We start from the raw sequence: 25,914 nt of genomic DNA on the forward strand, positions 1-25,914 counted from the left end.
AAGCAATCCCCTTACCGTGCGCCGTAGAACAGATCCGGCAGATGGAACACGATCTGTGGGAAAGTGTACATCAAGACCATGCTGACGATCACCATGAACAGGAACGGCATGATGCCCTTGAAGATATCGGTCAACAACATCCCCGGAGGCGCCACCCCTTTCAGGTAATAGGCCGACATCGCCATCGGCGGTGTCAGGAACGAGGTCTGCAGGTTCAATGCAACCAGAATACCAAAGAACAGCGGATCAATATCAAACAGCGGCAGCAATGGCAGGAAGATCGGAACGAAGATGATAATGATCTCCGACCATTCCAGCGGCCAGCCAAGAAGGAAAATGATCAGCTGGGCCAGCAACAGGAACTGAAGCGGCGTCAGGTCAAGTCCACCAACAAACTCGGCAATCACATGTTCACCACCAAGATAAGAGAACACAGACGAGAACGTATAAGACCCGACAAACAACCAGCACACCATCGCCGATGTCCGCACCGTCAGATAAACCGACTCACGCAACCGGTCAAAGGTCAGTGCCCGATAAGACAATGCCAGAACCATCCCGCCAAGTGCACCAATCGATGCGGCTTCGGTCGGGGTCGCAAGACCAAACAGGATAGACCCCAAAACCGACAGGATCAGGAAGGCCAGCGGGAAGAACGAGGTTGCCAGCATCCAGAGAACTTTGGGCAGCGGCACTTCGGGAATTTCATCACTGGTTGGCTTCGGTGCTGCCTTGGGCTGCAACATTGCACGGCCCATCACATACAAAAGATACAAACCAACCAAGGTCAGGCCCGGCAGAAGCGCGCCCGCATACAGACGCACAATCGAAACACCCGATGCAGCGGCATAGACAATCAACATGATTGATGGCGGGATCAGAATGCCAAGCGTACCACCGGCACAGATAATGCCCGCAGCAAAGCTTTTGTCATAACGGGCTTTAAGCATCGCTGGCAGGGCCAGCATCCCCATCAGGGTCACAACCGCACCGACAATCCCGGTCGCGGTCGCAAACAATGCACAGGTAACAAGGGCTGCAACACCAAGGGATCCCGGTATATTGCGCGCCGCAATGTTAAGGGTGCCAAACAACCGATTGACGATATTGGCCCGTTCAACGATGTAGCCCATAAACAGGAACAGCGGCACTGCCGTCAGCACCTCGTTGGACATCACCGTGTATGTCTGGTTGATAAACAGATCGAATATTCGACTGTTAAACGCGCCTTCAAACCACGTGCTCACGGATGTCAGAATATCACTGTCTTCGGCCAGCCGGTCAAAGGCCCGCCACATGCGACCAGCATCGAAATAGGCGTAATAACCAAATCCTATCCCCAAGGCCATCAGGGTAAAGGCAACCGGGAAACCCAGAAATACCAGTATAATAAAGATGCCCAGCATCAGCAGGGCGACATGTGCGTCAATCACTTTGGCAGCTCCGTTCGGGGGCGTTGATCAGGTCGTGGTCAGAAACCGGCATCGGTCAGTCTTCCTTGGCCACTTGCTGTTTCATCAGCAGTTCTTCGGTTTCTTCGACATCATCATCCGCATTACGCCAGTACCCTTCGCGGATACACAAAATGCAACGCATGACCTGGGCTATGCCCTGAATGAACAGAAGAATACCGGCTGCGACAATCACCGCCTTGAATTGAAAGATCGGAACGCCCGCCGGGCTGTTCACGCTTACTTCGCCATAACCCCAAGACCGGACCGCGTATTTCCAGCCAGACAGGATCAGTGCCGTAACACCGGGGAAGAAGAAAAAGATATAAAGGACCAGATCAACCTTGGCCTGGGTTTGAGGCTTCCACAGGCGATAAAGGAAATCGCCGCGTACATGCCCGCCGCGTGACAGGGTATAAGCCCCACCCATCATGAACAGCGTGCCATACATGATAAAGGACACATCAAGTGACCATGTGGTTGGTGCGTTAAATAAGTATCGCGAAGCCACCTCATAGCTCATGCCAAGCGTCATAAGGAGAATCAGCCAGCCAAAGGTTTTGCCAAACCAAGCCGACAATCTGTCCGCGAATTCAATAAATCCAATCATGAAATCCTGTCCGTTCGCGTATTGATCGCTCCGCCTGCTGCATGACACAGCAGACGAAGCGATCAGGATCATCAAACCACTGAAAAACCGTAACGGTTGATCAGAGTTTCAATTTGCCCGGGAAGTAGTGGTTATATGCCAACTGATAATCAGGCGAGTTCATCAGTTCATAATAAGTCACACGTTCTACCCATGCACGCTGGCTATCAAGAACCCGTTTCATGAACGGATCTTCTTCCAGGGTCGGGATCAGTTTATCCCAAGCTTCAAGCTGCGCTGCCAGGATTTCTTTCGACGTGCGGTGAACTTCAACGCCGGCGTCCTGAAGTTTCTGCAAATCGGCAGAATAGTTATCCATGGCAAGTGCGGTGTTCGAGGTCGAAGCAGCTTCAACCCCATGGCGCAAGATCGCTGCGAGATCCGGATCAAGGTCTTCCATCAGCGATTTGCTGAACAGGAACTCAAAGCTTTCAGATGCCTGATGGTACGAAGAAAGATAGTAGTTCTTCGCAACGTCCTGTGCGCCAAAACGCATGTCAGACGACGGGTTGTTGAATTCAAACGCATCAATCACGCCACGTTCCATTGCCGGGACAATTTCCCCGCCTGGAAGCTGTGCAACAGACATGCCCATTGACTGCAGAAGGTCAGCAGCCAGACCCACGGTGCGGTACTTGAAGCCTTCAATATCGGCAACCGTGTTGACTTCGCCTTTGAACCAGCCGAACGGCTGTGCTGGCATCGGGAAACCAAGAAGGCCTTCAACATCAAGACCCATCACGTCCTGGGTCAGTTCGCGATAGAATTCCTGACCACCGCCCGCATAGAACCAGCTCAGCATCGTGGTTGCAGAACCACCAAACACCGGACCGGTACCAAACAGGGATGCCGCTTTGTTTTTGCCATACCAGTAAACCGGCACGGAATGCGCAATATCGATCAGGCCATCATTGACCGCATCCAGAACCTGAAAAGCAGCAACAACAGCACCTGCTGGCAGAAGGTCGATTTTAAGGCGACCACCTGACATGGCTTCGACACGATCAACATATTGCTGGGCAAATGTCATCCAGATGTCAGATGACGGCCAGGAAGTCTGCATTTTCAGCACCATCGGTGCTGGCTGTGCATGGACGGCAGGTGCGGCAAACATTCCTGTTGCTGCGGCACCACCGGCGACAACCCCGGTCGCACCTTTGGTAAGGAACGAACGGCGGGATAGTTCCTTGGACGTCACGTCTTTGGCCTTAGATTTCATATCCATTATTTCCTCCCAGATTTATCGCCGTTTCCCGACAACCATTGCCGGATAATGAACGATAACTGTCAGCCTTCAAAAGTCCCTGACCTCATTATTGAAGATCATTTAGGATGCGCTTTTCCCGTTTCGGGACCTGAAAAACGGCACGCATTTTGTTATTATTATAACTTTGAACTAACGAAATTTCGGCGGTTTCCCACCTTTTACGCAACCCGGTCACCCGGTTCACGTCCCTGAAAATAGGCATCAAGATTGTCCAGCGCGCGGAACCCCATGGCATCGCGCGTTTCTTCGGTGGCGGATCCTATATGTGGCAACAGAAAAACGTTTTTCAACGCGCTAATCCGTTGATTTCCACCGGGTTCAGTGCGGAACACATCCAAACCGGCAGCAAACAGCTTTCCGCTTTCAAGGGCCGCGACCAAGTCATCTTCATCCACCAGATTGCCCCGTGCCGTATTCACGATAATCGCACGATCTGGCAGCAACGCAATGGTATCACGATTAATGATGCCGGTCGTCTCCGGCGTTGACGGGCAATGCAATGACAACACATCCGAATTGGCAAAAAGCCCTTCGATCGTATCGTGATACACAGCCCCCTTCACAAGATGTTCCGCGACCGGTTTGCGGTTGTGATAATGAACAGTCATTCCAAAACCACGCGCACGTTCGGCTGCAACCTGCCCGACACGCCCCATCCCGAGAACGCCGAAACGTTTGCCGGTGACCTGCCGCCCGACCATAAAGGCCGGCGACCAGAAATCCCATTTCCCGGCACGCACCATGGCATCGCCTTCGGCACCGCGCCGTGATGCACCTAACATACACAGCATCGCGATCTCGGCCGTGGCATCGGACAACACATCAGGGGTGTTGGTCACAACAATCCCCGCATCCTTGGCAGCCGCCAGATCAACGTGATCGACACCCACAGAATGGTTGGCAATAATCTTAAGGTTTTTCGGCAATGCCGCGATGACATCTGCTGAAAAATGTTCGGAATGGCACGGCAGGACAGCATCGACCTGCTGGCATTTTTCGATCAGTTCTTCACGCGTAAAAACGCGGTCTTCGGCATTGGTAAGCACCTGATAGTCGCGTGCCGCGCGTGCCTGAACGGCATCACGCAAACGGCGCGTTATCAAAAGCTTTGGCTTATCGGGCATGCGGACGCTCCCGGTTTTCCCTGAAAGGTAGATTTATTTATTATCTAACAAGGAAACACCTATAAGGAAAAACCATCAATAGGCGATCAACTATGCAGCAATTCTTTTTCACTTCGTGGAAAACCAAGGACCGAACTGCAAATGCCTCACACACACCAAAAGACACTCAGGACAATGATTTCAATAGATAAAACCAGTTTTACGCCCTGATTTCCCAAACGAAATTTACCAACATCTTTCTTTCATACAAACGTATACATCTGACCAACAATGACCCGTGCGAATCACCGCAAGCAGACTCTGGCACGTCATCAAAAAGCGATTTGGGATAAAAAAGGCCGCTGCCCGTTAAGGCAGCGGCAATGCGGCCGACAAGACGCCGGTCGGGAAGAATCCGTAATTTATGATCTACGAGCTTCTGCAATCCCCAGATTTACAGTGCCCGTAACGTGATCACATCTTGACCCAAACAGCCCCGTCCCGACCGGACCGAACGACGGCCTCGACAAATTTCATGCCTTTAAGGCCTTCGACAACGCCGGGCACCAAAAGCGATCCCGTGTCTGGTGCCGTTCCGTTGATATGCGCAGTCAACTGATCGGCAAAATCGCTATAAAGATTGGCAAAACCTTCAAGATAGCCTTCCGGGTGTCCCGGTGGCACACGCACACCACGCAGACCTTCGGAACCGATACCGGCCCCGCCACGGGTCAGCAGTTCCGGGCGACCATCAAGCGGGCGGAAATGCAAATGGTTGGGATGTTCCTGCGCCCATTCAATCCCGCCCTTGTCACCATAAACCCGCAATTTCAGACCATTTTCATGCCCAATGGCAACCTGACTGGCCCAAAGCATCCCGCGTGCGCCATTCTCATAGCGCAGAAGAATTTGCACATTGTCGTCAAGCTTACGGCCCTGAACAATGGCATCAACATCCGCGCACAGTTCGCTGACCTCAAGCCCTGAGACAAACTCCGCGATATTATGTGCATGGGTGCCGATATCGCCAAGTGCCCCGCCCATACCGGCTTTGGCCGGATCGGCACGCCAACTGGCCTGCTTGTTATCGGTGTCTTCGACCCGGGTTGCCATCCAGCCTTGCGGGTACTCGACCTGCACCAGTCGAATGCTGCCAAGCTTGCCATCGGCAACCATCTGACGGGCTTCGCGCACCATCGGATAGGCGGTGTAATTATGTGTTAGGGCAAACAAAAGACCGGTTTCTTCGACCTTGGCCTGAATTTTCTCGGCTTCCTCGACCGTCAGGCAAAGCGGCTTGTCACAAATCACGTGAATGCCTGCATTCAGCATCGCCATGGTGGCGGGGAAATGCAGATGGTTTGGTGTGACAATTGCACAGACATCCATACCGTCTTCACGTGCGGCTTCCTGCTTGGCCATGGCCTCGAAACTGTCATAGCTGCGATCCGGGGCAATGAACAATTCTGCGGCCGACGCGGCAGCAATATCAGGCTTTGATGACAAAGCCCCTGCAACCAGTTCGTAACGGTCATCAAGGCGGGCTGCAATGCGGTGAACAGCACCGATAAAGGCACCTTGCCCGCCACCGACCATACCAAGACGGATGCGACGACTAGGATTGGAAATATTGCTCATGTCTGTCTCCAGAAGTCTTTTCACTGTGTTTGATACGACGTGACGGGCTTAGGCTTAGGCTTAGGCTCAGGACCTAGGCTGCCTTAATCAAGGCCAAGAATACGGCGATTTGCCGCCTCGTCCGTGCCGCCATCGGCAAAATCGTCAAAGGCCTTTTCCGTCACGCGAATAATATGGTTCTTGATGAACTCGGCCCCTTCGCGGGCACCGTCTTCGGGATGTTTTAACGCACATTCCCATTCCAACACGGCCCAGCCATCAAAATCAATCGCGGCAAGCTTGGAAAAGATTGCGCTAAAGTCAACTTGCCCATCGCCAAGCGACCTGAACCGCCCCGCACGCCCGACCCAGTTTTGATACCCGGAATAAACGCCCTGACGCCCGGTCGGATTAAATTCGGCATCCTTGACGTGGAACATACGAATACGGTCGGCGTAAATATCGATGAAATCAAGATAATCAAGCTGCTGAAGCACAAAGTGGCTCGGATCATACAGAATGTTGGCCCGTGGATGGTTTTTCACCCGCTCCAAAAACATCTCGAATGTTGCCCCGTCAAACAGGTCTTCACCCGGATGGATTTCATAGCAAACATCAACGCCGCATTCATCCGCAACATTCAGGATCGGGGTCCAGCGTTTGGCAAGTTCGTCAAACGCGGTTTCAATCAAACCCGCCGGGCGCTGCGGCCACGGATAAACATAAGGCCAGGCAAGCGCGCCCGAGAAAGTCGCATGGGCCGAAATGCCCATATGTTGCGATGCTTTAAGCGCTGCTTTTACCTGATTAACCGCCCATTCCTGACGGGCTTTGGGATTGCCGCGCACTTCCGGTACAGCAAAGCCGTCAAACATTTCATCATAAGCCGGATGAACCGCAACAAGCTGGCCTTGCAGATGGGTCGAAAGTTCGGTCAACTCGACGCCATATTGCGCAAGTGTTCCGGTAATTTCTTCACAGTAATCTTTGTTGTTTGCAGCTTTTTCAACATCAAACAGCCGCTTGTCCCAACTCGGGATCTGAACCCCCTTATATCCCAACGACCCGGCCCAACGGCCAATGGAATCAATGGTGTCGAACGGGGCTTCATCACCTGCAAACTGGGCTAGGAAAATAGCCGGTCCCTTAAGCGTTTTCATCTCAGACCTCTTTGACTGCGTCCTGATGGGTATGGTGGAAAATAGGGGCGTCGGGCGGGATCTCGCCCGACGCCTGGATGCTTGGTCCCAACCAAAGACCAATTAGCAAAGATCAATTAGAACGGGCTGTCCGGGAAATAGAAGTTCTCGGCATTTTCTTGGGTCACGACAGTCGCGCCAAGAATGTAGCGGCCTTCAACCGGCACACCGGATGTGAATTTCAGCGCCGTCAGCTCCATCGCGGTTGCGATCATTGCTGGCGGATACAGAACGTCAATCGGGGTCAGTTTGTCGCCATCCATCACGCGTTTGATGATGTCTTTCATGCCCGCACCGCCAACGATGAACATCTCGTCGGTACGATCCGCCTGTTTGACGGCTTCGATCACACCAAGTGCGATGTCATCATCCTGTGCCCAGACCGCGTCGATCTGCGGGAAGCGCGACAGGAAGTCCTGCATCACTTCATAGCCGTCATCGCGGTTCCAGTTGGCGTGCTTCATATCAAGAACTTCGATGTTTGAACCTTCGATGGATTCAATGAAGGCATCCACACGTTCGGTATCAATCGTGGTCGGAATGCCACGCAAGATAACGATCTTGCCTTCGTCATTCAGACGATCCCGGATGTATTCACCCGATACACGACCCAGTTCCGGGTTATTCCCCGCAACGTAAACGTCTTCAATCCCCGGAAGGGAAAGACCACGGTCAACAACGGTGATGAACTTTCCAGCTTCCTTGACCTGCTGGACCGGAACGGTCAGCGGATCAGATTCAAACGGCAAGATAACCAACGCATCAATATTCTGAACCGACACCAGATCTTCAAGATCGTTGGCCTGTTCCGATGCACCATTTGCCGAAACAACGACGACATCAATATTGGGATAGGAAGCCTCGATACGTTTTTCGGCCTCCGCAGCATGCCAGTTCAGGCCACCGGCCCAACCATGGGTCGCAGCGGGAATAGAAACACCGATTTTAATTTTTTCCTGTGCAAAAGCACCGGTAGACACAAGGCCAAGACCCAGAACACAGGCGGCCCCAAGATATTTCGTAAACGTTTTCATAAACGCTTCCTCCTGATCAAAAAAATGATGCGTTTTCACATTCATCCCGGACGTTGATCGCCGGTTATTTGCTCTTTTTGCGTCGCCAGTCCCCACGTTGCAGGAAAACAGCAACGATGATGATCAGCCCCTGAACCGCTCCGTTCAGATAGTTACTGATCGCATCCGTCAAATTCAGAATATTACCAATGGTGGTCAGCATGATCGCACCGACAACCGTGCCCCAGATCCGGCCATAGCCGCCCTTAAGCATCGTGCCGCCAATGATCACGGCTGCAATGGCTTCAAGTTCCCAAAGAACGCCGGTCGAACTGGATGCCGAACCAAGGCGCGGCACATAAATGATGGTCGCAATCGACACACAAATCCCCTGGATCACATAGGTCAGGGTTTTGACCCGGTCGACATGGATTGCGGAATAGCGTGCAACCTGTTCATTTGACCCGATGGCAAAGCATTTCCGGCCAAACGGCGTCATGTTCAACAACACATACCCGGCAACCGCGACCACAAAGAACACCAGTACCGGCACAGGAATGCCCAAGACATCGCCGTAATAAATCGGGCGATAGACACCGCGCACCCCAAAATCAAGCGACAAGGTCCCGCCATCGGCCATATAGGTCACAAGCGATCGGTAAATCCCCATGGTGCCAAGGGTGACGATGAAGGCTTCAATCTTGCCCTTTGTGCTGACCAGACCATTAACCGCCCCGGCCCCGATGCCCAGAACGATACTGAGCAAAACACCAAGAAGAACGGTTTCAACCCCGGCCCCCAATGTTTCGACAAGCGTGTTCATCACAACAATCATGGCACCGGAAATAAACGCCGCCATCGACCCGACCGAAAGATCAATCCCGCCGGCCGTAATAACAAAGGTCGCCCCGACCGCGATGATGCCGATAAAGGCCGCGCGGGTGAAAATATTTGAAAGATTCCCGCCGCTCAGGAAGGCTTCATTAATCGCCGTTCCCAAGATGAAAAGTCCCACCAGCGCAAGGAACGGGCCCAGCGCCTTAAAATCGATGCTAAAGCCGCTCGAAGTCTTTGAAGTCGTGGCTTCGGTGCGCTCAAGGCTACTCATGAACAGACACTCCCTGCTTGCCTGAAATTCCTGTCGCATGCCGCATGATTTCATGCTCATTGCGGTCGTTACCTTCGAGAATGCCTGTAATGCGCCCGGCTGCCATAACCGCAATACGGTCAGACAGGCCAAGCATTTCGGGCATTTCGGACGACAGGAGAATGACGGATTTACCGCGATTGGTAAGATCGCCGATGAAATGATAAATCTGGCTTTTCGTACCAATATCAATGCCGCGTGTCGGCTCATCAATGATCACGATGTCCGGATCGGTTTCCATGACTTTGGCCAGTAGAAGTTTCTGCTGATTGCCGCCGGAAAAATCACCGACCTTGGATTTACGGTCGGCTGCCCGGATATCAAATGCTTCAATCGCGGCTTCAAGCGCGGCTTCTTCGGCCTTGCGATCAATGATCACGCGCCCGAATTTTTCCAGTGCCAGCAATGTCAGATTGGGCCGCATATCCATATTCAACAGCAACCCGCTGCCTTTGCGATCCTTGGTCAGATAAGCAATCCCGCTTTTCTTGGCATCTTGCAGGCTGTTGATCTGGATCGGCGCCCCATTGCGCTCAATCTGACCCGAACTTCTGTCGCGCAGACCAATGATCGCTTCCATAAGGGCGGTACGTCCGGCTCCGACAATCCCGGCAAAGCCAAGAACTTCACCACGGCGAAGATCAAAACTGGCATCACGGACTTGCCCATCCACCGAAAGCCCCCGGATCGAAAGCGCAATGTCGGATGCCTTGACCGGTTCACGATCGGGGAACATCTGTTTGATGTCGCGCCCAACCATCAGACGCGCCATATCATCCTTTTCAAGACCCGAAACAGGTTCGGTCGTGATGTGACACCCATCGCGCAAAACTGTCACCCGGTCGGCAATGGCTTTGATCTCGTCAAGTTTATGAGAAATATAAAGGATCGCCACACCCTGCTCGCGCAACCGCTTGATCTGCTCAAACAGGATATCAACCTCGCGCCCGGTCAGAACCGCTGTGGGTTCGTCCAGAATCAGGATATCGGCTTTTTTGGACAGTGCCTTGGCAATTTCGACCATCTGGCGGTCAGATACCGGCAGGTCCCGAATGCGCGTACGCGGATCAACATCGCATTGCAATTGATCCAGAAGCTTTTTGGCCTCAAAGCGCATCGTCGCTTTATCAAGGAACCAGCCCCGTTTGATTTCACGGCCCAGGAAAATGTTTTCTTCAACGGTCAGTTGTTCGGCAAGGTTCAATTCCTGATGGATCAGGATCACGCCGTGGTTTTCACCAATTTCACTATCAAGGAATTCAACAGATGCCTGATCAAGAACCAGTTCACCACTGGTCGGCTGGTGATAGCCAGACAGGATTTTAACCAATGTCGATTTGCCCGCACCATTCTCGCCCAAAAGAGCATGGACTTCGCCCGCATACAGATCGATGGAAACATCGAAAAGCACCTGTGCTGATCCAAATGACTTGCAAATCTGCCGACCGGACAGGCGTATTCGCGCCTGTTGATCGGGATTAACGGCGTGAACGGCCGCATCCGACATGATGTATCCTCCCTAGCGTCGCATTTTTGCGATCAACTGCTTATTACAGCCTGTGTAAACGTTTTCATTTTTTATGTAAACCTTTACATTTGTGTAATTGTGATCAAAATCACCGCTCCAAACGACCTGATGAATGCCGCTAGACAGCCTGTTACCGGCAGAGTAGGAAGAAGCATGAATGAAAAAATCGCGACGATTGAAGATGTTGCCCGCCATGCGGGGGTATCGATTGCCACTGTAAGCCGGGCTTTGCACAAGCCAGATGTGGTTTCAGAAACCACCCGTGAAAAAGTGCAAACCGCCATCGCCGCGACGGGCTATACCGCCAATGTCATGGCCAGAAACCTGCGCCTGAACCGTTCTGGCATGATCCTTTTGCTGGTTCCAGACATCGGAAACCCGTTTTTTTCATCGATTCTGTCGGGCATTGAAAAAGGTGCCAGTCAGGCGGGCTATAATGTTCTGATTGGTGATACGCAAAACGACCCTGACCGCGAAGCCACTTATGCCGCCTATCTGCGCAGCAATCAGGCCGATGCCATGATCTTGCTGAATGGTCGATTACCAGCCCCGCTTGCCAATGCACCGGCAAATGCAGCGCCGCCGGTGGTGATTGCCTGTGAACGTATTCCCGGATGTGCGCTGCCAACTGTCATCATTGATAATGACGAGGCATCTTTTATCGCCACCCGCCATTTGACGGATTTTGGCCACACACGCATCGCCCATGTCAGCGGCCCTTCAAACAACATCCTGACCACAGACCGTGTTGCGGGATATCGCCGCGCATTGGTGTCCGCTGACATTCAACACGACCCGGCCCTGATGTATCGCGGTGATTTTTCAATTGATTCGGGGATTGCCGCCGGACGCGCCCTTCTGGCCGATCCGAAAACACGACCAACAGCCGTATTTTGTGCCAGTGATGGCATGGCAATCGGGGTAATTGTTGCGGCCAAGGAATATGGCCTGCGCATCCCCCAAGACCTTTCCGTCGTTGGTTTTGACGACATTCCCCATGCGGCCGCCTATGATCCGCCCATCACCACCGTTCGCCAACCCCGCCGCCGATTGGGCGAACGGGCAATTGCCCTTCTTCTGGATCGGCTGGGTGCCAAGGCACCTTTTGAAAACCGTGAAAAGGGCCCTGTCATTGTACCAACCGAATTGATCGTGCGACAAAGCACAGGCCCTTGCCCCAAGAGTTAAGGTGACAAGCTATCCCTTAGCGAACCACCCCCTTAACCACCTGTGATCTTTTGCCATTCCCGAACCACAGCGCGCGCCTCTCCTTCGTGATCACGCCCGGATTTTGACGTTTCTGATGCGAAAATCTCGAACCGGATACCGTTGGGATCACGGAAGAACAGACGCCGTGCGCGCCCGTCATCTTCATTGTGATACACCACCTTGTGCTGGAACAGATGGTTCTGCCAGGCAATCACATCACGCGGCGCATCACAGCGCAGACCGATATGGAACACTTCGTCGGGCATATGCGGATCATTGGGATAAGGCCCGGTATCTGCGGGCCAGTCAAAGAATGACAGCCGCGTTCCATCCGGCAAGGAATATGTCATCAGCAAATAATCGCTTTTCCACGACGGGCTATAACCGCTTTCGGCATGGACAAGCGTTGCGCCGATCACTTTGGCATAAAAATGATCCGTCTTTTCAAGATCGCGGGTTGGAAAAGCAAGATGGTCGACACTGACAGGTGCAGGTGACATGGCCTCCTCCGTCTTTGGTTATCCTTAAGGGTCAAACGCGAGAACACAGAAAATGATCCGCCATCAATATGGTCAATCTTTCCTGAACCATTGAATGCCCGCGGTTTCGGTATCAGACTAGGATCAGGATTTCGCAACTTGCAAGCAGCGTGTTTTCGCTTTCAAACGCACGTATTTTTTCCGGCGTCCGCCCATACTAAGCAGATGGGGAATTGCAAACCAAAATCAATGCGATGACCATCCGGACAAAGCGTCATAAAACCACAATATCACGCAATGATAAAATCGCATTAGGGTCAGGACTGATTAATTCGATTGGAATGGCAGTCGCATTAATCAGTCCTGACCCTACATATTAAGGCAATGCAGTATTGACCGTCATGCCCCTCGCTGCTATTGGGTCGCGGAACATAGCTGCGGAACATCCCGGCGATCGCGCGCGTTGTTACCCACATTCAAACAACGCGCATTTGGCATCACCACCCTTGATGGGGACATAAACGATGAATGACTACAGTTTATCCGTCTCCGGGTCATGGATGACGCAACGTTTCGCCGACCATTAGATGATGGCACCAACTTCTGGTGCGCCTGATGGTACGTTCGGTTTTGGCGTTTAACGCCACCCTATCCAATTTTTCCCGTCCCCGTGACATAGTTGTAGAGAGCCGCCTATGCCCGCAACGCCGTATTATCTGATCGATAAGTCCAAGCTGCTGCGCAACATGGAAAAGATCGCCTATGTGCGCGAACATTCCGGCGCGAAGGCATTGCTGGCCTTAAAATGCTTTGCCACATGGTCGGTGTTTGACTTCATGTCCGATTATATGGATGGCACAACATCATCATCGCTGTACGAAGTTAAACTTGGCCGCAAGAAATTCGGCAAGGAAACCCACGCCTATAGTGTGGCTTATTCCGATGATGAAATCACTGAGGTGATTGAAAATGCTGATAAAATCATTTTCAATTCCATCAGCCAGCTCACCCGTTTTAGCGATCAGGCATCGTCAATTGTGCGCGGTTTGCGCCTGAACCCGCAGGTCTCGACATCAAGCTTCGATCTGGCCGATCCGGCCCGCCCGTTTTCGCGCCTTGGCGAATGGGATGTCACCAAGGTCGAAGCCGTGATGGATCAGATCACCGGCTTTATGATCCACAATAACTGCGAAAATGCCGACTTTGATCTGTTTGATCAGATGCTGGGCAATATCGAAGCCAAATTTGGATCCCTCCTGTCGCGTGTCGAATGGGTCAGCTTGGGCGGCGGCATTCACTTTACCGGTGATGATTACCCGCTTGATACATTCTGTGCGCGTCTTCGGGCATTTTCCGAAAAGTTCGGCGTGCAGGTGTATCTTGAGCCGGGCGAAGCATCGATCACGAAAAGCACCACCCTTGAAGTCAGCGTGCTCGATACCCTGTTTAACGGCAAAAACCTGGCCATCGTCGATAGCTCGATCGAAGCCCACATGCTGGACCTTCTGATCTACCGCGAAAATGCCAAGGTGCTGCCAAATACCGGCGACCATTCCTATATGATTTGCGGCAAATCATGCTTGGCCGGGGATGTCTTTGGCGACTTTAATTTCGAGCATGAGATCAAGGTCGGCGACCGTATCTCCATTCAGGATGCGGCCGGCTACACCATGGTCAAAAAGAACTGGTTTAACGGGGTCGGCATGCCGTCCATCGTAATCCGGGAACTCGACGGAACGGAACGCGTTGTGCGTGAGTTCACCTTTGATGACTACGTATCGAGCCTTTCCTAAGCAGGAAAAGGACTTTTCATAGCGAACCGGGGCACTGAGTTGCCCCACCTCTCACAACAAGGGAGTTTTTGGCCCGACATGAAAAAGAATGTACTGATTATCGGCGCAGGTGGCGTCGCACAGGTCGTTGCACATAAATGTGCACAGCATAATGACGTGCTTGGCGATATTCATATCGCATCGCGTACTGCTGCCAAGTGTCAGGCAATCATTGACAGTATCCATGAAAAGAAAGCCCTAAAGAACGATGGCGTTCTTGAAGGTCACGCCCTGGATGCCACCGATATTGCTGCGACCGCTGCCCTGATCGAAAAAACCGGAAGCCAGATCGTCATTAATGTCGGATCCCCGTTTGTGAACATGCCGGTGATGTCGGCTTGCATCAAAACCGGTGTTGCCTATCTCGATACCGCCATTCACGAAGAACAGGACAAAATCTGCGAAACCCCGCCATGGTATGCCAACTATGAGTGGAAGCGCCGCGAAGAATGCGAAAAGGCCGGTATCACCGCAATTCTTGGCATCGGGTTTGATCCGGGTGTGGTCAATGCCTATGCCAAACTGGCGGTCGAAGATTACTTCGACAAGATTGACTCGATTGACATCATCGACATCAATGCCGGCAGCCACGGCAAATATTTCGCCACCAACTTCGATCCGGAAATCAATTTCCGCGAATTCACCGGCACGGTCTATTCCTGGCAGGACAGCAAATGGCAGTCCAACAAGATGTTCGAGATCAAGAAAATCTGGGACATGCCTGTGGTGGGTGAAAGCCAGACCTTCATGACCGGCCATGACGAAGTCCATTCCCTGTCCCAGAACCTTGACGTGCCCAATGTCCGCTTCTGGATGGGCTTTGGCGATCATTACGTCAATGTGTTTACCGTGCTCAACAGCATCGGTCTTCTCTCCGAACAGCCTGTCAAAACGGCCGAGGGCCTTGAAGTTGTGCCGCTTAAGGTCGTAAAGGCCTGCCTGCCGGACCCAAGCTCGCTGGCACCGGACTATACCGGTAAAACCTGCATCGGTGATCTGGTCAAGGGCACCAAGGACGGCAAAGAAACCGAAGTCCTGATCTATAACGTGGCGGACCACAAAGACGCCTTTAACGAGGTCGGCAGCCAAGGCATTTCCTATACGGCAGGTGTTCCGCCGGTGGCTGCTGCGATGCTGATCGCCACGGGCGAATGGGATGTGAAGAAAATGGCAAATGTCGAAGATTTGCCATCCAAACCGTTCCTGAATTTGCTCAACGGCATGGGCCTTCCGACCCGCATCAAGGACGCCAATGGCGACCGGGCGCTGGATTTTTCATAATTTCCACTAACCCATTACGATAAAATACAAAACGGCGGGCATGTTCCCGCCGTTTTTTCTTATGCGCAAGGCTATACAACCGCACAAAACGCTAGGCAGCTTTACAGAACACTACTATCCTAGATTGCAGGGACAGATTTCGGGATCAAATACCCATGCAACGGGGCATCGGATACGTTGCCGTAATGGCAGCCATATTTTTGGTCGGCAGCACGATTGCGCTGTGGAGCTACCAGATTCAGAAGGCCGGTTTGCTCGATGATGCCAAGCATGATCTTGACCTTGCCCGCCGCGTTTTTTCCTTTGAACTCAACATGATCTTTGAACCGGCCCCTGTCTTGTACGAGACATTGATAGATGCCGGTTTCCCTGAAAAGGATGACCCGAAATTTTCCGATACTTTTTTCGGATTGGTCACCGGGGCCGTTCGCAACCTTGATCAACTTGACGGGGCCTTTATCGGCTTTCCCGATGGTCGGTTTTATCATGTGCAAGACATACTGTTTACCGGCGGTGATCAGCCCACCGGACGCAGCAAGTTACCCGCAAACCACATCATGCGTCGCGCCATTGACACCCCTGAAACCGACCCGGTTGGAAAATGGTTCATGCAGGCCAATGGCAGCAAACAATGGTCATCCGCACCCATGGCGGCAAAGCCCTATGATCCGCGTCAGCGCGGCTGGTACAGCCTTGCCCTTGGTCACGAATTTGGCGGATGGACGGACCCGTATATCTTTGCTTCAAGCGGCAAGCTCGGCATTACATTTGCCCGCCCGATCTATACCCGCTCGGGTCAGTTATGGGCCGTCATGGGGGTTGATCTGTCGCTTGATGCCTTGTCGCAAACCCTGATCCGGGCAGGCAACGCAATGGCGCAATTGGGCGACGTCATCTTTGCCACCGATTTTTCAGACCGCGTTCTCGCCCATCGCCGCAGCACCGAAGAAGGCGCAGCAAACACCGTTTTGCCAACACCGAATGCCCATAACGAGGACCTTGAACAAGCCCTGATCGATCAGGTCACCCAAACAGGTACCGTCGAAACCATTTCGGTAAATGGCAGCGATTATCTCGCAACCCGGCTGAACCTTAATCCGTCCACCGCCATGCCGTTGCGGGTTTATTTTGCGCGCAGCACCGACACCGTTCTGAAATCCGCCTCCGAAGGCCTGTATCGCAATGTTGCGCTGATCTTTTCCCTAAGCGTCATTGTCAGCCTGATCCTGTTTTATGCCGCCAAACTCCGCGTTGAAGTCTCCGCCCGCGAAGAGGCCGAAGACCAACTTATCGCCGCCCGCGACACGGCCGAGGCCGCAACCCGCGCAAAATCAACCTTCCTTGCCACCATGAGCCACGAAATCAGAACACCGATGAACGGTGTGATGTCGATGGCCGAATTGCTCGGCACCACCCGGCTTGATTCCGAACAGCGGCGCATGTCCGGTGTCATCCATGATTCGGCCACGGCCCTTCTGACCATCATTAATGATATTCTCGATTTCTCCAAAATCGAGGCCGGAAAACTTGATATCGAAGCTGTCGAATTTTCGTTGATGAATATTGTCGATGGTGCGGCTGAATTACTCGCCCCCAAGGTCGAAGAAAAAGACATCTCGCTTCTGGTCGATATCGATACGGAACTGGCCGATCTCCGTATCGGCGATCCGGTGCGCTTGCGTCAGATTTTGCTCAATCTTGGTGGCAATGCCGTCAAGTTCACCGAAACCGGGCATGTGATTTTACGGCTTGTTGCTGCAAACGGGGATGCAAACCGCCTCCGCTTTGAAATCACCGATACCGGTATTGGCCTGACCGAAGATCAGCTTTCCAACCTGTTTCAACCGTTCACACAGGCCGAAAGTTCGACCACGCGCAAATATGGCGGCACCGGGCTTGGACTTTCGATTTGCAAACGCCTTGTTGAAATGATGGGTGGCGATATTGGCGCAACCAGCATCAAGTCCCAAGGATCGACCTTCTGGTTTGAACTGCCTTTAACCCCGGTAACCCCCGCTGCCCCGACATATGATGGTGATCTTTCGCCATTGTCCGTTTCGCTCATCGGGCTGACACCGCAAGATCAAGATTTGGCGACACGGTATTTACGCGCCGGTGGCGTGACACATATCGACGCTCTGTCTGATTTGCCTGATCTGTCCGATCTGACATCCCAAACCGATGCGCTTCGGCTGGTTCTGATCGATAGCAAGATTTCCTTTAATCAAGCCATTACCGGCATCGATCAAAATTCAACGATTGGTCTGGTCGGACCGCGCAATCTTTTGCACGATCTGCCTTCTGATCTGTCACGTCTGAACCCGCACCGGGTGATGCTGCCACTAAGCCGGACCAAGCTTTGGCATGCTTGTGCCATCGCCGCCGGGCTCATTGACCCTGACGACGTCGAAACCTCTGATCGCACGGATCTTGATTTCAGCCCGCCGGACTATGGCACTGCTGCGGATCACGGCGCATTGATTTTGGTTGCCGAAGACAATCCGACCAACCAGACAGTCATTCGCAAGATGCTCGATCGCATGGGATTTGCCTGTGAAATTCATGATGACGGCCAGGAAGCCCTTGCAGCCTATCGTCCGTCCGACCACGGCCTTGTTCTGACCGATATCAATATGCCGCGTATGAGCGGCTATGAGCTGACCCTTGCCCTGCGCGGTCAGGAAGATGGCACGGATCACCACGTGCCGATTTTCGCCCTGACCGCAGACGCGCTCAGTGGCACCGAACGCGATTGTCTTGAAGCCGGGATGGACGGCTATCTCACCAAGCCGATCGACAGCCGGAAACTGGGCGCTGTTCTGGCCAAAAACCTTCCCGCCGCCCTGCCCTTACGCCAAATGCGCACCGCTTCCCCTGAGGATGAGCAACAGGCAGACGATCTCGCAACCAGCAGACCTTCTGACATCGTCGTGGATTGGGATCGGGAAATTTTGAACCCGGATGCCGCCATCGAGATTTTCGGAAGCTTGAACGCCGAAGCCCAAGCCTTCATCACCGAAGCATCCAATAGCTGGGATGCCAAAATCGAAAACCTGCAAACCGCCCTGACCAACCGGGACACCAGACCGGCCCGCGCCGAAGCACACGTGCTCAAGGGGGCGGCACTTTCTATTGGTGCGGAACGGTTCGGACGCATTGCCGCCGATATTCAGGATGCCCTTGATGCTGACGATGTCGATATGGCCGACATCATGGCGCCGCTGCTCGCCCCGACCTTGACCGAATTCAGAGAAATCCTGCCTCATATCTTTGCAAAAATTATTGAGAAATAACCATGTCAGCATTTGATTATCTGACCATGAAAATCGTGGTGATCGAAGACGATATCTATATCCGTCAAATCATCGTTCGGCTGTTGCGCCAGATCGGGTTTCGCTCGATCTACGAGGCATCGGACGGCAAAGCCGGGATGGAACAGGTGATTCGCACCCGACCCGATATCATTCTCTGCGATATCCATATGGAACCGATGGACGGACTGGAATTTTTAAGAACCTTGCGCAATTTCAACCATCCGCGGTTTTCCGCTATACCGGTCATCTTCCTGACATCCGATGTGCAAGGCGAAACCGTCATTGCCGCCCGCGACCTTGACGTCAGCGGCTATATCGCCAAGCCGGTCTCCGTCCAGCAGCTCAAGGAAAAACTCGACGCTGTCTTGCAACATTGAAAATCCGGTATCGGGCCGATCTTGTTCTGACGATAACCTGAACAATCTGACGGTTCATATCTGACGGTTCAAACAGGCTTGGCTCTGCCGACCCGGATCACGGATTTCGACGGCGACCGGGCTGTGGATTTTTCATAAATCCCGGCACCATAATCCTCATACAATTAAAATCAGCTAAAATGCGCCAGCCCGTGGCGGGCTTCCGGCCCGCCCCATAACTCTGCACTAAAATTGAATAATACGCTTGATTATTTAAAATAACTGAACAATCAAAACCGTACGGAACGGTCTTTTTCTGCTGTCCAAACCCGCTATTTCAACGACCCCAAAACCGCCAGACTTTCATAGCGTTTGATATAGGGTTCATGAAACACCCGATCGACAAAAGCACTATATTCTTCCATGTCACTGACCTGAATACGCAAAACAAAATCATGCGCCCCGGTAACATGATGGCATTGCACCACTTCGGGCATTTTCGCGAAAGCCTCGCGCATCAGCATATAACGATCCGGGCGATCCCGTTCCATGGTCAGAAGGACGATAACCATCATCTTTTTGCCGAAAACTTTGGGTGAAACTACCGCAACATCGCGTTCAATCACGCCCGTTTCGCGCAAACGCTGCACACGGCGCAGGCATGCCGCGGACGAAAGGCCAACCTTTTCCGCAAGCTCCGTACCTGTCAGCCGACTGTTATCCTGCAACAGTTCCAGCAGGCGATAGTCGAATTTATCGAGTTCCGCCAAAGTTCAATTTTCCCGAATCATGGTGATATAACGCGCTGCACCCAAACATGACCTATGCGGCGAGCGAAAGAAAATCGTTTTTACAAATTTTTTGCGAGAATCTCGCATGGATTTGCGAAGTTTGCGCGCCAATTAACACATCTCAGGCGTAAATTGTTTGTGGGCTCAAAGGAAACTTTGTCCCCTTATTAGCAAACAAACTAGCGAGCCAGCATCATGCCAGCACAGTTTACGACTGACTCCCTCGCCGCCACCACCAATGTAGCGCCGGTTTCGGGCGCATCCATCTGGCGCTGGCTCGTCCTTTTCCCGCGCAAATGGGCCACTGCATTTAAGGTTGCCCGTGATACCGAAATGCTGCGCCATGCGCCGCGTGAGGTTCTTGAAGATATCGGCATTGCCCGCAGTGACATCGAATTTGCCTGCGAAAACGGCTACGCGCCGAAATAATCCCCCGATGAATGGCAAACGGGTGCCCCAACCTCCTTGCCAACCAACAAAACTGTCCTTGGCGTTACAGTCAAGCGATTGCGTTGCGGCCAAACACTTCAAGATTATCAGAACCGGAAAAGACAAGATTGCTGTGCATCTCATCAATGAGCATGGCAAGTATGTCATACGCCCCTTGCTCCCCACCTGCGGCCAATCCGTACAAAGGCAAGCGCCCGACTAAAACTGCGCGACTTCCCAGTGCCAGATATTTCAAGGCATCACTCCCCCGGCGCACACCGCTATCAGCCATAATCGTTATTTGGCGACCAACCGCATCTACAATGCCCGGCAGAACATCCACTGGCGCAGGCGCGATATCAAAATTCCGCCCACCATGCGCAGAAACAACAATTCCATCCGCACCAATCTTAGCTGCCTTTGTGGCATCCTCGACTGACAACACGCCCTTAATGATGATTTCACCAGGCCAGCGATCCCGGATTTCGGCAATGTCGGACCAACTCAGACCATTTTCAATTTTAACATCCTCGGCAACGGCATTACGCGTAATCGCGGTTTTAAATGCGTCCGGATAATGGGCATAGTTTGGCATTCCACTCGTCATCAAATAACGCAGCATCACAGAACATAGCCAAACGGGCCGTTTCAGAATATCCGACACCCCGCGCAAGGTTGGCACGAATGGTACAGAAAATCCGTTATGCTGATTATATTCCCGTTTGGGAGAAAGTGGTGTGTCTGCGGTAATCACCAGTGTCGAGACACCATTGCGCTTTGCTCGTTCAAGCAATTGCCATGTCAATTCGCGGTTTCGCCAAACATAAAGTTGTAGCCATAGTTCTGAATCCGGTGCCCCTTTACGAATGTCATCAATTGATGTGACAGACTGCGTTGAAACGCAAAACGGGATGCCCAATCGACTGGCAACACGCGCCAGCTTGGCCTCTCCATCATGAGACACAAGCCCCGCCAGTGCCGTTGGTGCAATGATCAACGGGTTGGGATAACTCCGATCAAGGAATGATGTTGTCATATCGCACGTGGCATGGCCGGTCAGAACCGTCTGACGCAATTTAATCCGGTCAAGGGAACGCCGGATGTCAGACATTGCCAATTCGGCCTCTGTGCCGCGATCTATATATTCAAACAATCCCTTGGGCAGGCGCTTTCGCGCTGCGGCACGGTAATCGTTGGCATTCAACAAGTACGCCATTTAATCAGCTCGTCAGAACCCAAAGCACAACTGCTTCTTCAGGACCCTTACGCGTCCAGACGTGCTCTGCACTCGCGTCATAATACATCGAATCCCCTTCATGCAGCTCTAGCGGTTCATAGATCTTGCTATGCACGACCACGGTCCCGCTCAGAATCGTCATGAAAATCTCAGCATCCGTTTTGGGCCAAACGTCATATTCCTCAACTTCACGTGCAACAACGCGTGTTTTTATCGGAGTGATGCGTTTGTTTTTAAGATCTGCGCAGAGAAGTTGGTTATCGCAATTCCCCGACAAATGTGGCTTGCCTTCGTTGGCACGTGTCACACTACGGCGCCCAAGAAGAGTCGGCTGTTCTTCCGGATTAGCCAACAGGCTCAGCACATCCATCTCAAAACCACGCGCAATCCGCTGAATGGTCGAGATCGTTGGCGATAATTCACTACGCTCGATCTTGGAAAAGGCAGATGCCGAAATGCCCGACGCCTTGCTAGCATCCTGCAAAGTCCAACCACGACCTTTGCGCAACTGATGCAACCTTGGTCCGATCTCATCGGACTTGTTACTTGTTGCACCTACCTGCCGACGGTTGGACTGAAAATCTTCCAGATCGACATTCATCCTTGCTCATTCCCTTCTGCAAACATCGTACTTTTATTTCCCGTACACTCAGATCTGACAACCATGAATTGAATGCACAGCACTTCTTTTCTGATAACAGCACCATATACCATCTTGCGCATTATGCCACATATGACAAAAAATATACTATGGGAAATTTTTTATCATATTGTGTTGACTCCGATTGTATCGGATATATTGTTAATTGACCGGATGCAGTCGAATTCAGTGATGCCTTTCTTCTCGCCCAATCATCATTGCACAACCGTTCGACATGCATCCGGCAACAAAACTGACGCTTGTGATCGAACACCAAGTCAGACACATGCGTTCAAAATATCATCAGGGAAACCAGGCAACTTTCGAAGCGCCACTGCTTTGTACGTCGCCCGGCAAAGGAGAAAAAATGACGATCATTCGAAAACTTCGACATGTCACCCTCGCCGCCACCATCGGCCTGAGCACAGTCTTGTCCGCATCTGCATATGCACAAACCATTGTTAAATTCGCCCATGTTGATGGCGAAGGCGATCTTTTGGATAACCCGTACTGGACCTTTACCGAGGTTTTCGACAACGTTCTTCAGAACCAATCAGGCGGTCGTTATAAGCTCGAGGTATTCCCAAACGGTCAGCTGGGCGATCTTGAATCCCTTGCCGAACAAAACACCATTGGCCTTGTCGACATGGTTGGCGGTCTCAATGCTGGTCATCTGGCGGCTTACTACCCGCCGGCACAGATCCTTGAAATGCCATACACATTCCCAACTACTGAAGTCGCTCGCAAGGTTCTTAATGAAGGTCCGTTTGGCGCCAAACTGTCTGATATGATTGCAGAAGGCAGCGGTGTACGCATCATGAGCTACCTGACCGGTGCGTTTCGTAACTTCTCAAACTCTGTTCGCCCGATCCGCACCCCGGAAGATATGAAGGGTCTGAAAATCCGGACTCAGACCGTTCCGCTCCATATGGAAATGGTCAAGGCGCTTGGCGCATCGCCAACCCCAATTGCATGGGCTGAACTTTACAGCGCACTTCAGACCGGCGTTGTCGACGGGCAAGAAAATGCCCCTTACACCATGCTTCTGACCAATCTACAGGAAGTTCAATCCTATTACACACTTGATCACCACCTGATCAACATGCCGCTGATCACCATCAATGACGATTTTTATCAGGCGCTAAGCGCCGAGGATAAAGTCATTTTTGACACTGCTGCCAGCGAAGCAACCTTCGCGATGCTTGGTATCATTGCGGCCAAGGAATCACAGGATCTTAAAGTTATCCGTGATGCTGGCGTCGAGATCTATCAGCCAACCCCGGAAGAGTTCCAGAAGTTTGTCGATGCGACCAAGGAGCCTATCCGCGCCTTCATGGAAGAAAAGGTTGGTGCAGAATTGATCAATGAACTTCAAGCTGCCGTCAAAGCGACACAGGAATAAACACCTCGGCCCGAACATTTACTGTTCGGGCCTTTATTCTTCCCGCTTGATTTGCGAATTGCGTTTGGTCCATTCGCACGCCGTTCTGCGATCCGTGTTCTCGTCCACAGAAAACACGATCCGAGAGAGGACCCTTCATGCTCCTGACCTTAGATAAACTATCTATGACCGTCGCGAATGTGACGTCAATTGTTGCCAGACTGATGCTTGCATCCGTTGCGATTGTCCTGTTCGTTCAAGTTGTTTTGCGATTTGGTTTCAACTTTTCACTTCCATGGCCCGAAGAAGCATCTCGTTTTCTTATGGTTTGGGTCGTGATGCTTGGCGGCAGCCTGCTTGTTCGCGACGAACAACTGGTCTGTGTCGATTTCTTCGATCGTTTCTGGCCGCGCAAATGGCTTGGCTATCGTAACGCCCTGTTCCGTCTACTTCTCGCATTTCTTCTTACTGTGCTTCTGGTCAAAGGCGTGGATTCCGCAATCTTTGGTTTACGGCGCACTTCTGCGGCGCTGAACCTGTCATGGTTCTGGATTTATCTCTCTGTCCCGGTCGGATCGGCTCTGATGTTGTTCCACATGGTTATTCTTGCCATTCGCGACCTTGTTAAAGGTCCCGATATTGAGCAGGAAGCATCCCTTCTTCGCGCGGAGCTCTAAGGATCATTATGGATTACGCACTTATCACCATGATCGGGCTGTTGCTGTTGCTGATGTTCCTCGGCAGCCCCGTGATCTTCGCCATCGGCTTTGCCGGTCTTTCATATTTCTTTATCAAACCCGGCATGACCGACATGCTGCACATGTATTCCCACAAGTTTTTCACGGGAATGGATGTATTCATTTGGTTGTCGATCCCGCTATTCATCATTGCCGGCGAAATCATGACATCAGTCGGGATGACAGAACGGCTGGTACAATTCTCCCGGCTTCTGGTCGGCCGCTGGCGCGGTGGTCTTGCCTATGTCAACGTTGTCGGATCTATGATGTTTTCGGGTGTTTCCGGCTCGGCCCTTGCCGATATTTCTGCCCTTGGCCCTGTCGAAATCGACATGATGAAAAAGGATGGATATGACGCGGACTTCGCAGCGGCTGTGACAGTCAGTTCGGCCATTCAGGGCCCGATCATTCCGCCGTCGATCCCCTTGATTATTTTTTCAAGCCTAACCAACACATCCGTTGCCGCATTGTTCCTGGGCGGGGCTGTTCCCGGTGCCTTGATGGGGATTGCGCAAATTGTCGTGATCTATTTCATCGCCCGCAAAAACAATTTCCCGGCCAACCCGATCAAGGCACTGACATTGGCCTTGGCGTTCAAGATTTTCTATAACGCCTTCTGGGCATTGTTCATGCCGCTGATCATTATTGGCGGAATTATCTCGGGCATCTTCACCGCAACCGAAGCTGCATCCATTGCTGTTGCCTATGCCATTGTCGTTGGTATCTGTGCCTATCGCACGCTGTCTCTTAAACAGGTATGGGCTATCCTTGATCGTGCAGTCCGCACATCAGCCTCTGTCTATTTGATTGTTGGCTTTGCTAGCGTCATCAGTTGGATTTTGGCCACTGAACGCGTGCCGTCCGAATTGACCATGCTGATCGAAACACTTGATCTGCAACCCTGGATGCTTTTGCTCTGCCTTAACATCTTCTTCCTGATCAATGGTCTTTGGATCGGGGATTCTGTTCAGTTGTTGCTGTTTGCCCCACTCTTCACCCCAATCGTTGCTGCAATGGGCGTCGATCCTGTGCAGTTCGGCGTGATCATGGTGGTCAATGTCATGATTGGTCTTATGACCCCGCCTTATGGGCTAGGCTTATATCTTGGATCGGCCATTAGCGGGCAGCCCCTTGCCGCCATTGTCCGAAAAAGCTTCCCCTTCCTGATATCAAACCTGATCGTTTTGTTGATCGTGACCTATATCCCGGCGGTCTCACTGACCTTGCCGCGCCTGTTCGGGTTTTTGAATTAAT

Annotated in this window: 22 protein-coding genes; 9 read left to right on the forward strand and 13 right to left on the reverse strand. The window is 52.2% G+C overall.

Features of this window, described 5'->3' with window-relative positions; translation table 11 throughout:
* Positions 1–11: 11 nt before the first annotated feature.
* From ACQ0MK_RS13795 to ACQ0MK_RS13835, 9 genes are all read right to left on the reverse strand, one after another.
* Entirely contained in the window at positions 12–1,433 is a 1,422-nt protein-coding gene (locus ACQ0MK_RS13795; protein ID WP_430473111.1) for a TRAP transporter large permease, read from the reverse strand.
* Positions 1,434–1,488: 55 nt separating this feature from the next.
* On the reverse strand, positions 1,489–2,061 hold the full coding sequence (locus tag ACQ0MK_RS13800) for a TRAP transporter small permease subunit (RefSeq protein WP_430473112.1): 573 nt from the start codon (positions 2,059–2,061) through the stop codon (positions 1,489–1,491).
* A gap of 100 nt (positions 2,062–2,161) precedes the next feature.
* Positions 2,162–3,325 (reverse strand): TRAP transporter substrate-binding protein, encoded by a 1,164-nt coding sequence (locus ACQ0MK_RS13805; RefSeq protein WP_430473113.1) that lies wholly within the window; start codon positions 3,323–3,325, stop codon positions 2,162–2,164.
* 200 nt (positions 3,326–3,525) lie between these two features.
* On the reverse strand, positions 3,526–4,491 hold the full coding sequence (locus ACQ0MK_RS13810) for a 2-hydroxyacid dehydrogenase (protein WP_430473114.1): 966 nt from the start codon (positions 4,489–4,491) through the stop codon (positions 3,526–3,528).
* Between the two features lie 453 nt (positions 4,492–4,944).
* Positions 4,945–6,108 (reverse strand): Gfo/Idh/MocA family protein, encoded by a 1,164-nt coding sequence (locus ACQ0MK_RS13815; protein ID WP_430473115.1) that lies wholly within the window; start codon positions 6,106–6,108, stop codon positions 4,945–4,947.
* An 83-nt stretch (positions 6,109–6,191) separates the two neighbouring features.
* Positions 6,192–7,247, reverse strand: a complete 1,056-nt coding sequence (locus ACQ0MK_RS13820; RefSeq protein WP_430473116.1) for a sugar phosphate isomerase/epimerase family protein — start codon at positions 7,245–7,247, stop codon at positions 6,192–6,194.
* A 116-nt stretch (positions 7,248–7,363) separates the two neighbouring features.
* Complete coding sequence (locus tag ACQ0MK_RS13825) at positions 7,364–8,320, reverse strand: ABC transporter substrate-binding protein (protein WP_430473117.1); 957 nt, start codon at positions 8,318–8,320, stop codon at positions 7,364–7,366.
* Positions 8,321–8,384: 64 nt separating this feature from the next.
* Positions 8,385–9,407: an ABC transporter permease gene (locus tag ACQ0MK_RS13830; protein WP_430473118.1), complete on the reverse strand. Its 1,023-nt coding sequence runs from the start codon at positions 9,405–9,407 to the stop codon at positions 8,385–8,387.
* The gene (locus ACQ0MK_RS13835) at positions 9,400–10,953 is read right to left on the reverse strand and encodes a sugar ABC transporter ATP-binding protein (protein ID WP_430473119.1); all 1,554 of its coding nucleotides are present in this window, start codon (positions 10,951–10,953) and stop codon (positions 9,400–9,402) included. Before ACQ0MK_RS13835 ends, ACQ0MK_RS13830 begins: the two co-directional genes overlap by 8 nt.
* A 174-nt stretch (positions 10,954–11,127) precedes the next feature.
* Here ACQ0MK_RS13835 and ACQ0MK_RS13840 point away from each other — a divergent pair, with 174 nt between their 5' ends.
* On the forward strand, positions 11,128–12,162 hold the full coding sequence (locus tag ACQ0MK_RS13840; RefSeq protein WP_430473120.1) for a LacI family DNA-binding transcriptional regulator: 1,035 nt from the start codon (positions 11,128–11,130) through the stop codon (positions 12,160–12,162).
* Positions 12,163–12,194: 32 nt separating this feature from the next.
* Here ACQ0MK_RS13840 and ACQ0MK_RS13845 read toward each other — a convergent pair whose 3' ends face one another.
* Positions 12,195–12,683, reverse strand: a complete 489-nt coding sequence (locus ACQ0MK_RS13845) for a VOC family protein (protein WP_430473121.1) — start codon at positions 12,681–12,683, stop codon at positions 12,195–12,197.
* Between the two features lie 674 nt (positions 12,684–13,357).
* Here ACQ0MK_RS13845 and nspC point away from each other — a divergent pair.
* The 4 genes from nspC (at position 13,358) to ACQ0MK_RS13865 (ending at position 19,466) form a co-directional block, all read left to right on the forward strand.
* Positions 13,358–14,455 (forward strand): carboxynorspermidine decarboxylase, encoded by a 1,098-nt coding sequence (nspC, locus tag ACQ0MK_RS13850; protein ID WP_430473122.1) that lies wholly within the window; start codon positions 13,358–13,360, stop codon positions 14,453–14,455.
* A gap of 78 nt (positions 14,456–14,533) precedes the next feature.
* Positions 14,534–15,775, forward strand: coding sequence for a saccharopine dehydrogenase NADP-binding domain-containing protein (locus ACQ0MK_RS13855; protein WP_430473123.1), 1,242 nt, complete (start codon positions 14,534–14,536; stop codon positions 15,773–15,775).
* Between the two features lie 185 nt (positions 15,776–15,960).
* Complete coding sequence (locus ACQ0MK_RS13860) at positions 15,961–19,068, forward strand: ATP-binding protein (protein ID WP_430473124.1); 3,108 nt, start codon at positions 15,961–15,963, stop codon at positions 19,066–19,068.
* A gap of 2 nt (positions 19,069–19,070) precedes the next feature.
* Positions 19,071–19,466, forward strand: a complete 396-nt coding sequence (locus ACQ0MK_RS13865; RefSeq protein ID WP_430473125.1) for a response regulator — start codon at positions 19,071–19,073, stop codon at positions 19,464–19,466.
* A 311-nt stretch (positions 19,467–19,777) separates the two neighbouring features.
* Here the strand turns inward: ACQ0MK_RS13865 and ACQ0MK_RS13870 are convergent, their stop codons facing one another.
* Positions 19,778–20,215, reverse strand: a complete 438-nt coding sequence (locus tag ACQ0MK_RS13870) for an Lrp/AsnC family transcriptional regulator (RefSeq protein WP_350044129.1) — start codon at positions 20,213–20,215, stop codon at positions 19,778–19,780.
* Positions 20,216–20,431: 216 nt separating this feature from the next.
* Between ACQ0MK_RS13870 and ACQ0MK_RS13875 the strand changes: the two genes are divergently transcribed.
* Positions 20,432–20,665, forward strand: coding sequence for a hypothetical protein (locus ACQ0MK_RS13875; protein ID WP_430473126.1), 234 nt, complete (start codon positions 20,432–20,434; stop codon positions 20,663–20,665).
* A gap of 70 nt (positions 20,666–20,735) precedes the next feature.
* Here ACQ0MK_RS13875 and ACQ0MK_RS13880 read toward each other — a convergent pair whose 3' ends face one another.
* Positions 20,736–21,881 carry an alpha-hydroxy acid oxidase gene (locus tag ACQ0MK_RS13880; RefSeq protein WP_430473127.1) on the reverse strand — a complete coding sequence of 382 codons (1,146 nt, stop codon included), beginning with the start codon at positions 21,879–21,881 and terminating at the stop codon, positions 20,736–20,738.
* Positions 21,882–21,885: 4 nt separating this feature from the next.
* On the reverse strand, positions 21,886–22,503 hold the full coding sequence (locus ACQ0MK_RS13885; protein ID WP_430473128.1) for a helix-turn-helix domain-containing protein: 618 nt from the start codon (positions 22,501–22,503) through the stop codon (positions 21,886–21,888).
* A gap of 406 nt (positions 22,504–22,909) precedes the next feature.
* On the opposite strand from ACQ0MK_RS13885, the gene ACQ0MK_RS13890 reads away from it, so the two are divergent.
* From ACQ0MK_RS13890 to ACQ0MK_RS13900, 3 genes are all read left to right on the forward strand, one after another.
* Positions 22,910–23,944, forward strand: a complete 1,035-nt coding sequence (locus tag ACQ0MK_RS13890) for a TRAP transporter substrate-binding protein (protein ID WP_430473129.1) — start codon at positions 22,910–22,912, stop codon at positions 23,942–23,944.
* A 164-nt stretch (positions 23,945–24,108) separates the two neighbouring features.
* Complete coding sequence (locus ACQ0MK_RS13895) at positions 24,109–24,600, forward strand: TRAP transporter small permease (protein WP_430473130.1); 492 nt, start codon at positions 24,109–24,111, stop codon at positions 24,598–24,600.
* Between the two features lie 8 nt (positions 24,601–24,608).
* Positions 24,609–25,913 carry a TRAP transporter large permease gene (locus tag ACQ0MK_RS13900; RefSeq protein WP_430473131.1) on the forward strand — a complete coding sequence of 435 codons (1,305 nt, stop codon included), beginning with the start codon at positions 24,609–24,611 and terminating at the stop codon, positions 25,911–25,913.
* The last annotated feature ends 1 nt before the right edge of the window (position 25,914 follow it).

It is taken from the genome of Thalassospira lucentensis, from assembly GCF_050516545.1.
Classification (GTDB): Bacteria; Pseudomonadota; Alphaproteobacteria; order Rhodospirillales; family Thalassospiraceae; genus Thalassospira; species Thalassospira lucentensis_C.

Excerpts from the sequence above, each read along its gene's own strand:
- ACQ0MK_RS13840 (WP_430473120.1), top strand. The coding sequence starts at position 11,128 with ATGAATGAAAAAATCGCGACGATTGAAGATGTTGCCCGCCATGCGGGG.
- ACQ0MK_RS13860 (WP_430473124.1), top strand. The coding sequence starts at position 15,961 with ATGGCAGCCATATTTTTGGTCGGCAGCACGATTGCGCTGTGGAGCTAC.
- ACQ0MK_RS13800 (WP_430473112.1), bottom strand. The coding sequence starts at position 2,061 with ATGATTGGATTTATTGAATTCGCGGACAGATTGTCGGCTTGGTTTGGC.
- ACQ0MK_RS13845 (WP_430473121.1), bottom strand. The coding sequence starts at position 12,683 with ATGTCACCTGCACCTGTCAGTGTCGACCATCTTGCTTTTCCAACCCGC.
- ACQ0MK_RS13865 (WP_430473125.1), top strand. The coding sequence starts at position 19,071 with ATGTCAGCATTTGATTATCTGACCATGAAAATCGTGGTGATCGAAGAC.
- ACQ0MK_RS13885 (WP_430473128.1), bottom strand. The coding sequence starts at position 22,503 with ATGAATGTCGATCTGGAAGATTTTCAGTCCAACCGTCGGCAGGTAGGT.
- ACQ0MK_RS13830 (WP_430473118.1), bottom strand. The coding sequence starts at position 9,407 with ATGAGTAGCCTTGAGCGCACCGAAGCCACGACTTCAAAGACTTCGAGC.
- ACQ0MK_RS13805 (WP_430473113.1), bottom strand. The coding sequence starts at position 3,325 with ATGGATATGAAATCTAAGGCCAAAGACGTGACGTCCAAGGAACTATCC.
- ACQ0MK_RS13825 (WP_430473117.1), bottom strand. The coding sequence starts at position 8,320 with ATGAAAACGTTTACGAAATATCTTGGGGCCGCCTGTGTTCTGGGTCTT.
- ACQ0MK_RS13835 (WP_430473119.1), bottom strand. The coding sequence starts at position 10,953 with ATGTCGGATGCGGCCGTTCACGCCGTTAATCCCGATCAACAGGCGCGA.
- ACQ0MK_RS13855 (WP_430473123.1), top strand. The coding sequence starts at position 14,534 with ATGAAAAAGAATGTACTGATTATCGGCGCAGGTGGCGTCGCACAGGTC.
- nspC (WP_430473122.1), top strand. The coding sequence starts at position 13,358 with ATGCCCGCAACGCCGTATTATCTGATCGATAAGTCCAAGCTGCTGCGC.
- ACQ0MK_RS13895 (WP_430473130.1), top strand. The coding sequence starts at position 24,109 with ATGACCGTCGCGAATGTGACGTCAATTGTTGCCAGACTGATGCTTGCA.
- ACQ0MK_RS13875 (WP_430473126.1), top strand. The coding sequence starts at position 20,432 with ATGCCAGCACAGTTTACGACTGACTCCCTCGCCGCCACCACCAATGTA.
- ACQ0MK_RS13810 (WP_430473114.1), bottom strand. The coding sequence starts at position 4,491 with ATGCCCGATAAGCCAAAGCTTTTGATAACGCGCCGTTTGCGTGATGCC.
- ACQ0MK_RS13880 (WP_430473127.1), bottom strand. The coding sequence starts at position 21,881 with ATGGCGTACTTGTTGAATGCCAACGATTACCGTGCCGCAGCGCGAAAG.
- ACQ0MK_RS13890 (WP_430473129.1), top strand. The coding sequence starts at position 22,910 with ATGACGATCATTCGAAAACTTCGACATGTCACCCTCGCCGCCACCATC.
- ACQ0MK_RS13815 (WP_430473115.1), bottom strand. The coding sequence starts at position 6,108 with ATGAGCAATATTTCCAATCCTAGTCGTCGCATCCGTCTTGGTATGGTC.
- ACQ0MK_RS13900 (WP_430473131.1), top strand. The coding sequence starts at position 24,609 with ATGGATTACGCACTTATCACCATGATCGGGCTGTTGCTGTTGCTGATG.
- ACQ0MK_RS13820 (WP_430473116.1), bottom strand. The coding sequence starts at position 7,247 with ATGAAAACGCTTAAGGGACCGGCTATTTTCCTAGCCCAGTTTGCAGGT.